The organism is Saccharospirillum sp. HFRX-2, assembly GCF_043196805.1.
GTDB lineage: Bacteria > Pseudomonadota > Gammaproteobacteria > Pseudomonadales > Natronospirillaceae > Saccharospirillum.
The window spans coordinates 1-13,211 of sequence record NZ_JBEBMU010000006.1; the positions used below are offsets into that span (position 1 = coordinate 1).

Annotated in this window: 11 protein-coding genes and 1 pseudogene; 4 read left to right on the top strand and 8 right to left on the bottom strand. The window is 55.3% G+C overall.

The genetic code is table 11. The features are described 5' to 3' along the window. Positions 1-326: 326 nt before the first annotated feature. The 5 genes from pgsA to ABMA60_RS12840 form a co-directional block, all read right to left on the bottom strand. Positions 327-884: a CDP-diacylglycerol--glycerol-3-phosphate 3-phosphatidyltransferase gene (gene pgsA, locus ABMA60_RS12820; RefSeq protein WP_392803687.1), complete on the bottom strand. Its 558-nt coding sequence runs from the start codon at positions 882-884 to the stop codon at positions 327-329. A gap of 119 nt (positions 885-1,003) precedes the next feature. Beyond that, the gene (uvrC, locus tag ABMA60_RS12825) at positions 1,004-2,836 is read right to left on the bottom strand and encodes an excinuclease ABC subunit UvrC (protein WP_392803689.1); all 1,833 of its coding nucleotides are present in this window, start codon (positions 2,834-2,836) and stop codon (positions 1,004-1,006) included. A gap of 7 nt (positions 2,837-2,843) precedes the next feature. Continuing rightward, positions 2,844-3,488 (bottom strand): UvrY/SirA/GacA family response regulator transcription factor, encoded by a 645-nt coding sequence (gene uvrY, locus ABMA60_RS12830; RefSeq protein WP_392803691.1) that lies wholly within the window; start codon positions 3,486-3,488, stop codon positions 2,844-2,846. A gap of 123 nt (positions 3,489-3,611) precedes the next feature. Next, on the bottom strand, positions 3,612-5,012 hold the full coding sequence (locus ABMA60_RS12835; RefSeq protein ID WP_392803694.1) for a PhoH family protein: 1,401 nt from the start codon (positions 5,010-5,012) through the stop codon (positions 3,612-3,614). A 44-nt stretch (positions 5,013-5,056) separates the two neighbouring features. Continuing rightward, positions 5,057-7,114, bottom strand: a complete 2,058-nt coding sequence (locus tag ABMA60_RS12840) for a protein kinase (protein ID WP_392803696.1) — start codon at positions 7,112-7,114, stop codon at positions 5,057-5,059. A 157-nt stretch (positions 7,115-7,271) separates the two neighbouring features. On the opposite strand from ABMA60_RS12840, the gene ABMA60_RS12845 reads away from it, so the two are divergent. Then, a complete protein-coding gene (locus tag ABMA60_RS12845; RefSeq protein ID WP_108165356.1) occupies positions 7,272-7,652 on the top strand; it encodes an FHA domain-containing protein in 381 nt (126 codons plus the stop codon). An 80-nt stretch (positions 7,653-7,732) separates the two neighbouring features. Further along, the gene (gene pabB, locus ABMA60_RS12850) at positions 7,733-9,100 is read left to right on the top strand and encodes an aminodeoxychorismate synthase component I (RefSeq protein ID WP_392803699.1); all 1,368 of its coding nucleotides are present in this window, start codon (positions 7,733-7,735) and stop codon (positions 9,098-9,100) included. A 10-nt stretch (positions 9,101-9,110) separates the two neighbouring features. On the opposite strand, the gene thrH is transcribed toward pabB, so the two are convergent. Beyond that, positions 9,111-9,728 carry a bifunctional phosphoserine phosphatase/homoserine phosphotransferase ThrH gene (gene thrH / locus ABMA60_RS12855; RefSeq protein ID WP_392803701.1) on the bottom strand — a complete coding sequence of 206 codons (618 nt, stop codon included), beginning with the start codon at positions 9,726-9,728 and terminating at the stop codon, positions 9,111-9,113. A 239-nt stretch (positions 9,729-9,967) separates the two neighbouring features. Here thrH and ABMA60_RS12860 point away from each other — a divergent pair. After that, positions 9,968-10,693: pseudogene (locus ABMA60_RS12860) on the top strand (phosphoadenylyl-sulfate reductase); the annotation flags it as partial. A 9-nt stretch (positions 10,694-10,702) separates the two neighbouring features. Here the strand turns inward: ABMA60_RS12860 and cysB are convergent. Next, complete coding sequence (gene cysB / locus ABMA60_RS12865; RefSeq protein ID WP_108165360.1) at positions 10,703-11,677, bottom strand: HTH-type transcriptional regulator CysB; 975 nt, start codon at positions 11,675-11,677, stop codon at positions 10,703-10,705. A gap of 238 nt (positions 11,678-11,915) precedes the next feature. Between cysB and ABMA60_RS12870 the strand changes: the two genes are divergently transcribed. Further along, positions 11,916-12,677, top strand: coding sequence for a sulfite exporter TauE/SafE family protein (locus tag ABMA60_RS12870; RefSeq protein WP_392803704.1), 762 nt, complete (start codon positions 11,916-11,918; stop codon positions 12,675-12,677). 5 nt (positions 12,678-12,682) lie between these two features. Here ABMA60_RS12870 and ABMA60_RS12875 read toward each other — a convergent pair whose 3' ends face one another. Next, positions 12,683-13,129, bottom strand: a complete 447-nt coding sequence (locus ABMA60_RS12875) for a hypothetical protein (protein WP_392803706.1) — start codon at positions 13,127-13,129, stop codon at positions 12,683-12,685. Between the last annotated feature and the right edge of the window lie 82 nt (positions 13,130-13,211).

The following is a 13,211-nucleotide window of genomic DNA, read 5'->3' on the forward strand; positions in this document are numbered from 1 at the left end:
GTGCTCTACCACTGAGCTATTCCCGCAAAACTGTTGCATTCGAGCCAAGTTCGACTGCGTCGAACCGAACTCGCGAGGCTGCGCGCCCCGCCCCAACCTCGATCAAGGTTGTGCTCTTCCGGCCTCAGATCATAGATCCGAGTCGTTCAGCTCCGATCCGAAGCAGTGCTTCGGAATGCATCGGGCTTCACCCAACGAGCTATTCCCGCAAAACTATCTGTTGCCTGCATTAACCAACCCAGACAACGACGGCGAATTCTAAGGGCTGGGATGGGCCCGGTCAATAATTTTCCTTTTAATTTAAGCACTTAGCCATCACGGCTGTTTCAGCCGGCGCTTGGCTTGAGTTCGCTCCAGGCGGCGCGCAGGTAGACGACCATCGACCAGAGCGTCAGTACCGCTGAGACTTGCAAAGCGATCAGACCCAGGGTCGACAGGCTGGTATGGGCCGCGGGGTTCTGACTGAGCAAAACGACGATGGCGATCATCTGCAGCGTGGTCTTCACCTTGCCCAGCATATTGACAGCGACACTGGCGCGTTTGCCCAGTTCGGCCATCCATTCACGCAAAGCAGAAATAACGATCTCGCGGCCGATAATGACGATGGAGGGCAGCGTCATCCAGAGGTTGCCGTGGGTTTCCACCAGAGCCACTAAAGCGGCAGCGACGATCAGTTTGTCGGCAACCGGATCAAGAAAAGCGCCGAAAGGGGTCATCTGGCCAAGGCGGCGTGCCAAGTAACCATCAAACCAGTCGGTGACTGCAGCCGCGGTGAAAACGGCGGCAGCGACCATATAGGCCCAGCCATAGGGCAAGTAATAAATACCGACGCATACCGGAATCATGATGATGCGAAACAGCGTCAGAAGATTGGGAATGTTCATAACGACCCTTAATCAGGCTGGTCGGCTTTGTACCGACGACTTATGGCTTGTGCGAAAGGCTGCAAGGATTTCAGCTTCACGGCGGGCTGTAAAGTCACCTTCGTCACTATTACCCCTATTTAACTTGAATGCAGATGGTCGTAGATGCTGTCGGCCAGCGCCTTGGAAATGCCTTTGACCCGGGCAATCTCAGCGGCGCTGGCGGCTTTTACGCCCTGAGCACTGCCAAAATGGCGGATCAGTGCTTTACGGCGTGTGGCGCCCACGCTGGGGATATCATCCAGAATAGAACCCAGACGCGCCTTGCCGCGCCGGCCACGATGGCTGGTAATGGCAAAGCGATGCGCTTCGTCGCGAATGTGTTGAATCAGATGCAAGGCTGGGCTGTGATTGGGCAGTTGAATGACCCGGTCCGGCGTTTCATAAAACAGCGTTTCCATACCTGGTTTGCGCGTTTCCCCCTTGGCGACACCCAGCAATGGAATGCTTAACCCCAGTTCATTCATGACTTCGCGCGCCATTTTCATCTGGCCTTTGCCGCCGTCGACGATCAATAAATCGGGCAGCCGCGCCGCTTCTTTTTGCAGGCGGCTATAACGACGTTGAATGGCTTGCGACATGGCCGCGTAATCATCGCCAGCCGCCACGCCCTCGATATTGAACTTACGATACAAGGATTTATTCGGTCCGTTCTGATCGAAGACCACGCACGACGCCGTCGTCGCTTCGCCGGAACTGTGAGAGATATCAAAGCATTCCATGCGCTCGGGCGCCGCTTCCAGTTTCAATACTGCCTGCAGGGCGGCAAAACGCTGCACGACCTGTTGTTTCTGGCTGATGCGGTGCTGCAACTGTTCACGCGCATTGGTCTGCGCCAGTTCCACCCAGCGCGCATTGCGGCCACGCACCGACGACGACAAACTGACCTTGCGCCCAAACTGTTCGGCCAGGGCTTTTTCCAACCAGTCTTTTTCGGTGACCGGAGTATTCAGCAGGATGGTTTGCGGGCAATCATCACGGGTGCGACCGAGATAATACTGAGCCAGAAAACTCATCATGATCTGGGCCGGTTCTTCATCGATACCCGGCTTGGGAAAGAAACTCTGACTGCCCAACAAACGCCCTTGGCGAATCATCAGGTAATGCACACACAGTCCGGCCTCGCTGGCTTCCAAGGCGAATACATCGACATCGCCACGATCGGACGAAACAAATTGTTGCTCCTGTACCTTGCGCAAATAGAGCAATTGATCGCGCACTTCTGCTGCGGCTTCGAAGTTCAGTTCGGCACTGGCGGTATCCATTTCGACTTCTAAGGTGTCGATCAGACTCTGGCTACGGCCTTGCAAAAAGGTCCGGGTTTTTTCCAGATCAGCCTCATAATCCTCTTTGGAAACAAAGCCGACACAAGGCGCCTTGCAGCGGTTGATCTGATACTGCAAACAGGGCCGCTGCCGGTTTTGAAAGACGCTGTCCTCACATTGGCGGACTTTGAACGCCTTCTGCAAAATCGCCAGGCTTTCGCGCACCGCACTGGCACTGGGGTAAGGTCCGAAATACTCCGAGCTGCCCTTACGCGCACCGCGATGCACGTACAAACCGGGCCAGTCGCCACCAGTGGTCAGCTTGATATAGGGATAGGATTTATCGTCGACCAGCAGAATATTGTATTGCGGCCGGTGCTGCTTGATCAGCGTTTGTTCCAGCAACAGCGCTTCGGTTTCGCTGTGTGTCACTGTGGTTTCAATACGCGCTATGCGTGCCACCAGGGCGAGAGTTTTGTTGTTCAGGCCGCGGCCACGGAAATAGCTGGAAACCCGATTCTTCAGGTTCTTGGCTTTGCCCACATACAGCAAGGTGCCCTCGGCATCGAACATGCGATAAACGCCGGGTCTGATGGTCAGGTGCTTAAGATAGGCTTTGTGATCGAAGGGGGTTGCGGTGTCTTCCATGCCGCTACTATATCATTTCCTGCGGTTCCAACAGACCATGACGGATCGCTAAATGCGTCAATTCCACATCGCTGGATATGCCCAGCTTTTCGAAAATACGGTAGCGGTAGGTGTTGACGGTCTTGGGGCTCAAACAGAGTTGATCGGATATTTCCTGAACTTTCTTGCACGAACAGATCAGCGTGGTGATCTGCATTTCCCGATCCGACAATTCAGCAAAGGGCGAGGCCTTACCGCTGAGGTTTTGTAAGGCCAGTTCCTGAGCGACCTTCGGCGAGAGATATTTCTGACCGGCATTGACGGTGCGAATGGCACGCACCATTTCGTCGGTGGAGGCGTCCTTGGTCAGGTAACCGGCGGCACCGGCTTGCAGTAGACGGGAGGGGAATGGATCTTCGCCACAGGCGGTGACGGCGATGACACGGATTTCAGGATACAGGCGGTGAATTTTGCGAGTGGCTTCGAGGCCGCCCAAACCGGGCATGCGCACGTCCATCAGGATGACATCCGGTTCCAGTTCTTTGGCCAGACGCACGGCTTCTTCGCCGCTGGCCGCTTCGGCAATCACGCTCAGTCCCTCGATATCCTCGAGTAACCGCACCAGCCCCATCCGGACCAGGTCATGATCATCGACAACGACCACCTGAATCACTGCGCTTCCCCCTGACAACTTACTGACATCATACGTCCAGCCATCCAGGGCGCAAAGTCTCTTCGACTGCGGAACCATCCTTGGTTACCAGCATAGTCAAAGCGCGCCCTTAACGTCCAGTAGTTACAGATGCGACTCGGCATAGGCGGCCAGACGACTGCGGGCCACGCCTTTCAAAGTCACCGTGCCGGCATGAGCAAAGCCTTTGAAGCGCTCGCTCATAAAGGTCAGCCCCGAACTGGTCGGCCCCAGATAAGGCGTATCGATCTGCGCCAGGTTACCCAGGCATATCACCTTGGTGCCCTGACCTGCCCGCGTCACGATGGTTTTTATCTGGTGTGGCGTCAGGTTCTGAGCTTCATCGACAATCATGATGCTCTGCTGGAAGCTGCGCCCGCGCACAAAGTTCAGGCTCTTAAACTGCAACGGCACCTTGGCACCGACAAAATGCTGACTGCTGGACGGATCGAAATCCTCGGCGTGCAGCGCTTCCAGATTATCGGTAAAGGCACCCAGCCAGGGCTGCATTTTCTCGGCTTCGGTACCGGGCAGAAAGCCGATGTCTTCGTCCAGCCCGCGCGTCGAACGGGTGGCGATAATGCGTTTGTAGAGTTTGGTCTCCATGGTCTGCTCCAGCGCACAGGCCAGCGCCAAAATCGTCTTGCCACTGCCGGCGGCGCCATTGAGCGCAACCAGGTCAATGTCCGGATCAAACAGCAGATGCATGGCCATGGCCTGATACAGATCGCGCGGCGCCAGACCCCAGGCTTTTTGGCGCATCAAGGAACCGGTATTGAGCAGCTCCAAACGCACCCGAGTGCCATCGTCGGACAAAATCCGGCCAGCGAATTCGCGCTCATCGAAGAAAAACTGATTGACGAAAAACGGCGCGCCGAGCAGCTCTTCCATCACCCCTCTATCGACGCTGTGCTCGCGTTCACCGTTGACGGTCTGCGGCGCCATGGCATCCAGTTTTTCCCAGAAACTGCCTTCGATATGGTGGTAACCGCTGGTCAGGCTGTCGATATCGGTGATCAACTGGTCGTTGTGATAATCCTCAGACTCCAGGCCGCTGCCACGCGCTTTTAAGCGCATATTGATGTCTTTGGTGACCAGGATAACTTTGTAGTCCGGTCGTTTCGCCTGCAATGCCAGCAGATCATTGATAATGCGGTTGTCGTTAATCTGCGTCGATAAGGTTGCCGGCGCTTCTTCAATTGGCATCAGAATGGTCAGCGTTCCCAAGGGTCCGCCAGGAATTACACGATGAATATCGACACCCGCCATGATTTCCGTCGGGCTGGCAGGGCCCAGGATGGCGTCGATGGTGCGCACTGCCTGACGGGCGTCGGCGGCAATGGCGGTGTTGCCAATCTTAAGTTTGTCGAGCTCTTCAAGCACGACCATGGGGATAAGCACTTGGTGCTCTTCGAAATTAAAAACGGAGTTGGGATCGTGGATCAGGACGTTGGTGTCGAGGACGTAGATCTTTCGGTCCGCTGGGTCTGAAAGGGTTGGCTGCATAGCGACTCCTGATGAACAGTGGGCCGCGGTCTGTTTACCGCGCCCTACTCGGCGCCTGCCCACTTGCGTAAGGCCTGCGCCATCTCACCCGCCGAAGCGTAACGCTCGTCGGGATTCTTCTTCAGTGCCTTGTTGACAATACGCACCAAGGCAACCGGTACTTCAGGGTTATGCTTGCGGGGGCTCTCCTGTTGAGTTTGAGTGATGGCGTACGCCAGACCCGGAAGGGTATCGCCGCTGAAAGGAAGGTGACCGCATAACGCCTGGTAGAGCGTTACACCCAGACTGAAGATATCCGAGGCGCCCGTCAATGACTCACCACGGATCTGCTCGGGCGACATAAAGGACGGGCTGCCCAGCACCACACCGGTTTGGGTCTGGTGCATGCCGGTAACGCGGGCGATGCCGAAATCGGTCACTGTTAGCTTGCCAGCCTGCTCATCGATATACAGATTAGCGGGCTTAATATCGCGGTGGATGATGTCGTTGCGGTGCGCAAAATCCAGCGCATCGGCGGCTTGGGCCAGCCAATTGCACAACAACGCCATCGCCGGCAGCGGTTTTTGCTCCAGCCGATCCGACAACGGCTGACCGGACAATCGGTCCATGGCGATATAGGCCAACTCACGTTCTTCGCCAACGTCATAGACAGTCACAATATTGGGGTGGTTCAAGCGTCCTGCAGCCTGAGCTTCCTGGAAAAAACGCTGTTTGACCGAGTCGGCCTCTTCCATCGCCAGCGTATCCAACTGCACCACCTTCAACGCCACCCGGCGACTGATGCGTGGATCCTCAGCTTCATAAACCACGCCCATGGCACCACGACCTAATTCACCCAGAATGCGATAACGACCGATTTCCGGCGCCTGCATTCCGGCGACCGTCGCTATGGGTCGGGTCGTACTGTTGCCGCCGCCGATCACCAGGGTCTGGTTCGGGTCACTCAACGGTTTCAGTTGAGTCAGGCGTTGGTCGGTATCTCGGTAACCCGGAGCAAATCGATGCAATCGTTCATAGCACGCCAGCGCTTGCTCATACTGACGTTTCTTCTCGAAGCCCATGCCCAACTCGTAAGTCAGCTCAGGATCGAACGCCAGATTGGCAGAACTGTTAAGAAACCGTTGGCCCGCTTCGGTTTTGCCGTCGTCCAGCAAGTGCCGCAGCCAATTCAATGCCAGCGTCTGATATTCCGCCAGCAGCGCTTCCCGTTTTGCTTCGCTGCGTTGTAGCCGGCGGTGCCAGAGCACCGCCAATAACATCGACACCAGCGGATACCACAGCGGCAACCACCAGCGCAGCGTAACCGCCAGCGTTAGATTTAACCCAATCCAGGCCACTGCTATTAATGGTCCCGCCCACAAGGGTCGAGCCAGATAACGCGGTAAAAGCCAAGGCAAGGCCATAGCAAAGGCCGCCAGCAGTGACAGCCAAAACGGCGTATATAAGTAGAAACCTTGCTGCAACGCCCAGTGTTCACGAACGGCCGCGAGTCCTGGCCCGTCGCGCTGGGCGATTTTGGGCAACGGCGCGGCGGTGAGCGATTCGAATTCGGGTTCCGGCACAGCAAAGTCAGCCAGCAAAACGGCGCCCTGCCAGTTCACCGGAAATTGACGATCCGGATTGATCAGCAGCTGGCCGGGTTGATAACGCCAGTCGGCGTCATCCAGCAGCGTCAGCTGGGCATCCACCAGCAAGCGGTCGCCGCTGTGATAGACCAGTGATTTATAGCCATGTTGCGCTGGCTGCCAGTAGAGGTCGAAGGGCGTGAGTGCCGGGCCGGCCGAGACTGAGGGCAAGGTTGGCAACATTAACGCCGAGGCCCAGACAGGCCAGTCAGCACTCAGTCCCTGTTGCGGCGTCATCATCGGGCCGGACACCGGCCCCAGTTGCCAGCCGGACGGCCAGACCACCAGGCTGCCATCGGGCACATTGGCAGGATCGAGAGTATAGCGTGGCGGCGGAGCGGAAGATTGCCAGGACCAGGCAGTGGTCAATCGCAACCAGCTTTGGTCCAATAACGGACCGCCGGGGAAACCAACCATTAACAGGGTGACGGCCAGAAGCAGAGCCAGTGGCCAGCTCAACAGGGACCGCAAAACCATTGAACGCCTACTAATCTGTTCCGCTGCGGATTGCTGAGTCATTTGTTAGCTATATATCAACGTCGGCCGGTACTAATGGTAACCTATAACGGATTGCCGCTTTGCGGACAAGCCAAAAAAGAGGACTGCAGGTCCTAGAGCAGATTGGAGTAAGAACATGCCCATCCTTATGCAGGTCAACAATGAGGTGGTTCAACACAAGGTCGCATTGAACGGCCAGGATGTGTCGATTGGTCGCGCTGCCGACAACGATATCCAAATCGAAGACCGCGCTGTGTCTGGCCGCCATGCCCGCATTGAGTGGGTCAAAGCCGATAATGAACAGGGCGGTTTCTATCAACTGACCGACCTTGACAGCACTAACGGTACCTTCCTCAATGAGAAGCGGCTGCCCGAACCCGCCGCTTTGCGTCACGACGACGATATTCGCATTGGCTTCGTCAACTTTCGTTATCTGGATGAAACCACTCAGGATTTCGAACAAACCGCCAAAATCCACAAAAGCTGGATCCCCGGCGTTTACTACACCAAAGATTAATAACAGGCGCCGGGCCTCCCCGGCGCTGACCTGCCTTTCAACCCCTGACCCGAACCGATCGGCCGACGCGGATTCTTACCTTGCAACGCATTGAACTTCCATACGCCGCCAGCGCCCGTCCCTGGTTTCAGCATATTGCCAATGAAACCGGCGCTATTTGGTTTCATTCCGGCCGGGCCGACCCGCAACAACATCGCTGGGAATGGTGTTCCGCCTGGCCGTCCGAACGCTTTCGATATCTCGGTCATGGCCAGGTTGAACGCCGTCGTGCTGAGCAGATTGACCAGCTCACCATCGACGACTTCAGTGTCTTTTTGAACCAATATCGTCGTCACGGCGGTGCACCCGACCTGCCCTTCGCCTCGGGACTTGCCGGTCACTTTGATTACGACGCCGGTTTTGAATCGCAGCAGATCAGCAGCCGACACAGCGCCGAACAATGCCTGGCCAGCGTCGATCGTTATGACTGGAGTCTGGTGCTCGACCATCAGCAAATGAAAACCTGGCTGTTGATTCACCCCGACTGCCCGGCTGAAATTGTGGCACGACTGAATGCCTTGCAAACCATAACACCCGAATTGGAAAAAACCGCTGCGAGCCCATCCGTTGCGCTGCACTGGCGTTCAATGATGTCGCGAGCGCAGTACCAGCAACGTTTTGAACAACTGCAGCAGCACATTCTCGACGGCGATGTTTACCAGGCCAATTTAACCCGTCAATGGAGGGCCGAATGCCCCACCGACATCGATGACTGGACGCTCTATCAGCAACTCATCGAACAAGTGCCCGCGCCGTTTTCGGTGTATCACCGGGCTACCGACCACAGCCTGCTGAGTGTGTCGCCAGAACGTTTTTTAACCATCGATGACGGCGCCATCGTTACCCAGCCGATTAAGGGCACGCGTCCGCGCGGTAAAGACAGTCAAAGTGATCATGAACAGGCTCAGGCGCTGCTAAACAGCACCAAGGATCGCGCCGAAAATCTGATGATAGTCGACCTGTTGCGCAACGATCTGGCACGCAACGCCCGACCAGGATCGGTTCAGGTGCCACGCCTGTTCGAATTGATGTCTTATTCAAATGTGCACCATCTGGTCAGTACCGTGACGGCGCAGCTACAACCGCAGACCAGCCCGTTAAAAGCGTTGCTCGATGCCTTTCCTGGCGGTTCGATTACTGGCGCGCCCAAACGTCGCGCCATGCAAATTATCGATGAATTAGAGCTGGCGGCTCGGGCGAGTTATTGCGGTTCGGCGTTCTGGTTCAGCGACGATGGTTACCTCGACAGCAACATTCTGATCCGCTCAGTGGTGCGTCGTGGCCAAACCTTAAACTGCGCCGGTGGTGGTGGCATTGTTGCCGACAGCGATGCCGACAGCGAATACGCCGAAAGCGCCACCAAGGTTCGACAACTACTCAAAACCCTGGGGCACATTGAAGCGGATTAAAGGCCAGAGCTTAGAGCGTTAAGTCGCGATTGCTGGCGCTTAAAAAGGCTTGACGCAGTTCATCGTAACCACGCACAGAAGGAAATTGCGGGAACTCGGCAATGACGTTATCCGGGGCGTTATAAAGAATCCCAGCATCAGCTTCAGCCAGCATGGTGGTGTCGTTATAGGAATCACCGGCGGCGATGCAGCGATAATTCAGGCTGTGGAAAGCGCGAATTGAAGCACGCTTGGGATCTTTCTGACGCAGGTGATAATCCACTACCCGGCCATTCTCGGCCACTTCCAATCGATGACAAAACAGCGTCGGAAAACCCAGCTGACGCATCAATGGCTGTGCGAATTCGTAGAAGGTATCCGACAAAATAACCACCTGAAACCGCTCGCGTAACCAGCCCACAAAATCGGCCGCACCCTCGAGCGGAGCCAACTGCGCAATAACCGCCTGGATTTCATTCAGCCCCAGCTTATGCTGTTCCAAAATGGCCAGACGCTGACGCATCAGGACGTCATAGTCGGGAATATCACGCGTAGTTGCTTTGAGTTCTTCGATACCGGTTTGCTCAGCAAAGGCAATCCAGATTTCCGGTATCAACACCCCTTCCAGATCCAGGCAGGCCAGTTCCACGGCAGTTTCCTTGAGTCGCTTGTTGAGAATGGCCGATACACTAGAACGCGGCCTCAAAGTTGGCAACGGCAGTTTATGCAGCACTGTCTTGATGCTGTAGCGAGCTGATCAAAAAATGTCCGGTGCCCTGAACCGGGAAATCGGGTCGCAACGCTTAGGTAATAACTTTATGAGTTGCAGCTATTTTTCGTCCGAGTTCGAGGCTGCTAATCTAGCGCCACCTTCAAAAAGACCGTGACCTAATGAACCTGACCGAGTTGAACCTGGAATTATCCGGCCTGTCACCGCGAGAAATCGTTAAGCGCGCCCTGAGCGAACATGAATATCTGGCGGTTTCCTTCAGCGGAGCCGAAGACGTTGTCTTGGTCGATATGCTGAGCAAACTGACTGACAAACCCAAGGTCTTCACCCTCGATACCGGACGTCTGCATCCCCAGACCTACGCCTTTATTGAACGCGTGCGCAACCACTACAACATCGATATCGAAGTGTTCAGCCCGCAAGCGGAAGCGGTGCAAACCCTGGTTCGGGAAAAAGGCCTGTTCAGTTTTTATCAGGACGGTCACGAAGAATGCTGTGGCATACGCAAAATCGAACCGCTGCGCCGTGCCTTGAGTGGCCTGGATGCCTGGATCACCGGTCAGCGTCGCGATCAAAGTCCAAGCACGCGTTCTGAAGTTCCCAGCGTGCAATTGGATGGCAGCTTTCAAGGCCGCGGCGAGGCGTTGTACAAATACAATCCACTGGCAAACTGGAGTTCCAAGGAAGTCTGGGATTACATCCGGCTGATGGAAATTCCCTATAACGACTTACATCAGCAAGGGTTCGTCAGTATCGGTTGCGAGCCGTGCACGCGACCGGTATTACCCGGCCAGCACGAACGCGAAGGCCGCTGGTGGTGGGAAGAATCGACGCAAAAAGAATGCGGACTGCACGCTGGAAACATCAAAACACCCAGCGTTTAGTCCGTCATCTCAATAGGTGGGAAAAGTAATATTCTGGAAGAGATCGTCCAGCTCATGGCGGCTATGTGTCGCCATGGCACGATCGACCAGATCACGATTTAAATGCGGTGCAAAACGTTCGATAAAGCGATACATAAAGCCACGAATAAAGGTGCCTTTGCGGATGCCGATCTTGGTCACACTGGGTTCAAACAGGTGGCTGGCATCCAGGCTGACCAGATCCCTGTCCTGCTCCGGATCGATCGCCATATGCGCCAGAATCCCCACGCCCAATCCCAAACGAACGTAGGTTTTAATCACGTCCGCATCGGCCGCGGTAAAGACTACTTTTGGTGTTAAGCCTTTATTGACGAAGGCGTCATCCAGCTTGGAACGACCGGTAAAGCCGAACACATACGTAACGATGGGATGAGCAGCAACATCTTCCAGCGTCAGCTGACTTTTCTGTGCCAGTGGATGGTTTTTCGGTACGACGATAGAACGGTTCCAGCGGTAGCACGGCATCATCACCAGGTCGGCAAAGTGCTCCATGCCTTCGGTGGCGATGGCCAGATCGACGGTGCCATCGGCAGCCATTTCGGCAATCTGCACCGGGGTTCCCTGATGCATGTGCAAGGCCACATTAGGGAACTCGTGAATAAAATCGTCGATCACTGAGGGCAGCGCATAACGCGCCTGAGTATGAGTGGTGGCGAGGCTGAGATTACCCTGCTGATCGTTGCTGAATTCCTGGGCAATCTGCTTGATGGAATCGACTTTACGCAGCACTTCGCCAGCGACTTTCAACACTGCTTCACCGGCGGGTGTAATGCGCGTCAGGTGTTTGCCGGAACGGGCAAAAATCTCGATGCCCAGCTCATCTTCCAGCAATCTGATCTGCTTACTGATGCCCGGTTGGGAGGTGTAGAGCACTTGGGCTGTCGCCGACACATTGAGATCATGATGTGCGACTTCCCAGATATATTTGAGCTGTTGCAGCTTCATGGTTTCCCCGTTTCGATCGCAGCAATCACCGCTTTGCGCAGTGCTGCCTGTTTGTCCTTGTCGATTACTGAATACAGCGACATCGGATCCGGTGCGTTACCGCACTCTTCTTACTGTCAATTTCAGTGCTGGGCGATAGAACAGTAAAGTTATATAAGTATGATCAATTATTCTTTTTAAGAATACTTAATAACCGATAGGTTTAGCAACACCAGTACTCTATGACGATTTAGTCAGTATGGAAATCCTTTTCTATAGTCTGTCCGGAGCCGCCGTCGGCCTGATAATCGGCCTGACGGGCGTCGGTGGTGGCGCCCTGATGACGCCGCTGCTGCTGATGTTCGGCTTCCCCGCGCACATCGCTATTGGCACCGATCTTTGGTACGCCGCCATCACCAAAAGCGGTGGCATGGTGGCCCATCATCGTCGTGGTCATGTGCGCTGGCCAATCGTCGCTCTGATGGCCGCGGGCAGCCTACCGGCAGCGGCACTAACGGGTCTGATGCTGTTTTTCTTTTTCCGCCAGCCTGAACACTACGCCTCGATTCTGCAAACCACCCTGGGTGTCATGCTGGTCACCACCGCTGCGGTGCTGATTTTTCGCAACCGCCTGTCCCGTCGTCTGCATTCGCGACAACAAGTCCATCATCCAATCCTGATCTGGTTGGTCGGTGTCGTTCTGGGGTTTCTGGTAACGCTCAGTTCGGTCGGCGCTGGCGCTATTGGCACCGCCGTATTAATGATGCTGTTTCCGATGCTGATGCCGAAGGAAATCGTCGGAACAGACATTGCGCACGCCGTGCCGCTGACACTGACAGCGGGCCTGGTGCATCTGTTTCTGGGGAATGTTGATTTTGCGTTACTGGCGGCGTTGATTCTCGGGTCTTTGCCGGCAATTTATATCGGCACATCGCTATCAGCGCGATTGCCCGCCCGGATCATGCATCCGTTACTGGCAACCGCGCTGTTGCTGTTAGGCCTGAAATACGCCGTCTTCTGAATCCGTTAACGCCAGAAGGGGTTACTCCAACCCTTGACGCGATACTCCAGGATTCGACGGTCGACTGCCGAGACATCGCAACGGCCGTAAACACCCGATTCACCAGACGTCACTTCGAGGTCCAGAAAGATGGTGTGAACTTTAAGTTCTTGGTTGTACCGGGAAGATCGGTTATCGAAATGCGCCCGAATGAACATTTCGCCCAAACTTTGCCGAACCTGCTGACGGCAGAGCTCCTGTGCCAATTGCACACTCACCTCCGCGCGTCCTTGTTTTGGTGGTTCCTTACCGGTAATACGGTCCCAAATGGAAAGACGATATTCACCATCGCCGGTATTGGCGGTGAATTCATCCAATGCGATGCCCAGGGCCAAAATAAAGGCCAGCACCAATGCCCATTTGGCAATTTGGCTCGCTGCGCTACTTTCTTTGACTGCGCCCTTGCTACTCATATGTGTAACCCTTTGTTTACGGCTTGTATTCGTTTATTTACTTCCCTATCATCTTTGCCTGTGAAGACGACCCCAAAAAGCC

Coding starts and splice junctions, on each gene's coding strand:
- uvrC (WP_392803689.1), bottom strand. CDS start 2,836: ATGGAAGACACCGCAACCCCCTTCGATCACAAAGCCTATCTTAAGCAC.
- ABMA60_RS12870 (WP_392803704.1), top strand. CDS start 11,916: ATGGAAATCCTTTTCTATAGTCTGTCCGGAGCCGCCGTCGGCCTGATA.
- ABMA60_RS12845 (WP_108165356.1), top strand. CDS start 7,272: ATGCCCATCCTTATGCAGGTCAACAATGAGGTGGTTCAACACAAGGTC.
- cysB (WP_108165360.1), bottom strand. CDS start 11,677: ATGAAGCTGCAACAGCTCAAATATATCTGGGAAGTCGCACATCATGAT.
- ABMA60_RS12840 (WP_392803696.1), bottom strand. CDS start 7,114: ATGGTTTTGCGGTCCCTGTTGAGCTGGCCACTGGCTCTGCTTCTGGCC.
- ABMA60_RS12835 (WP_392803694.1), bottom strand. CDS start 5,012: ATGCAGCCAACCCTTTCAGACCCAGCGGACCGAAAGATCTACGTCCTC.
- ABMA60_RS12875 (WP_392803706.1), bottom strand. CDS start 13,129: ATGAGTAGCAAGGGCGCAGTCAAAGAAAGTAGCGCAGCGAGCCAAATT.
- pgsA (WP_392803687.1), bottom strand. CDS start 884: ATGAACATTCCCAATCTTCTGACGCTGTTTCGCATCATCATGATTCCG.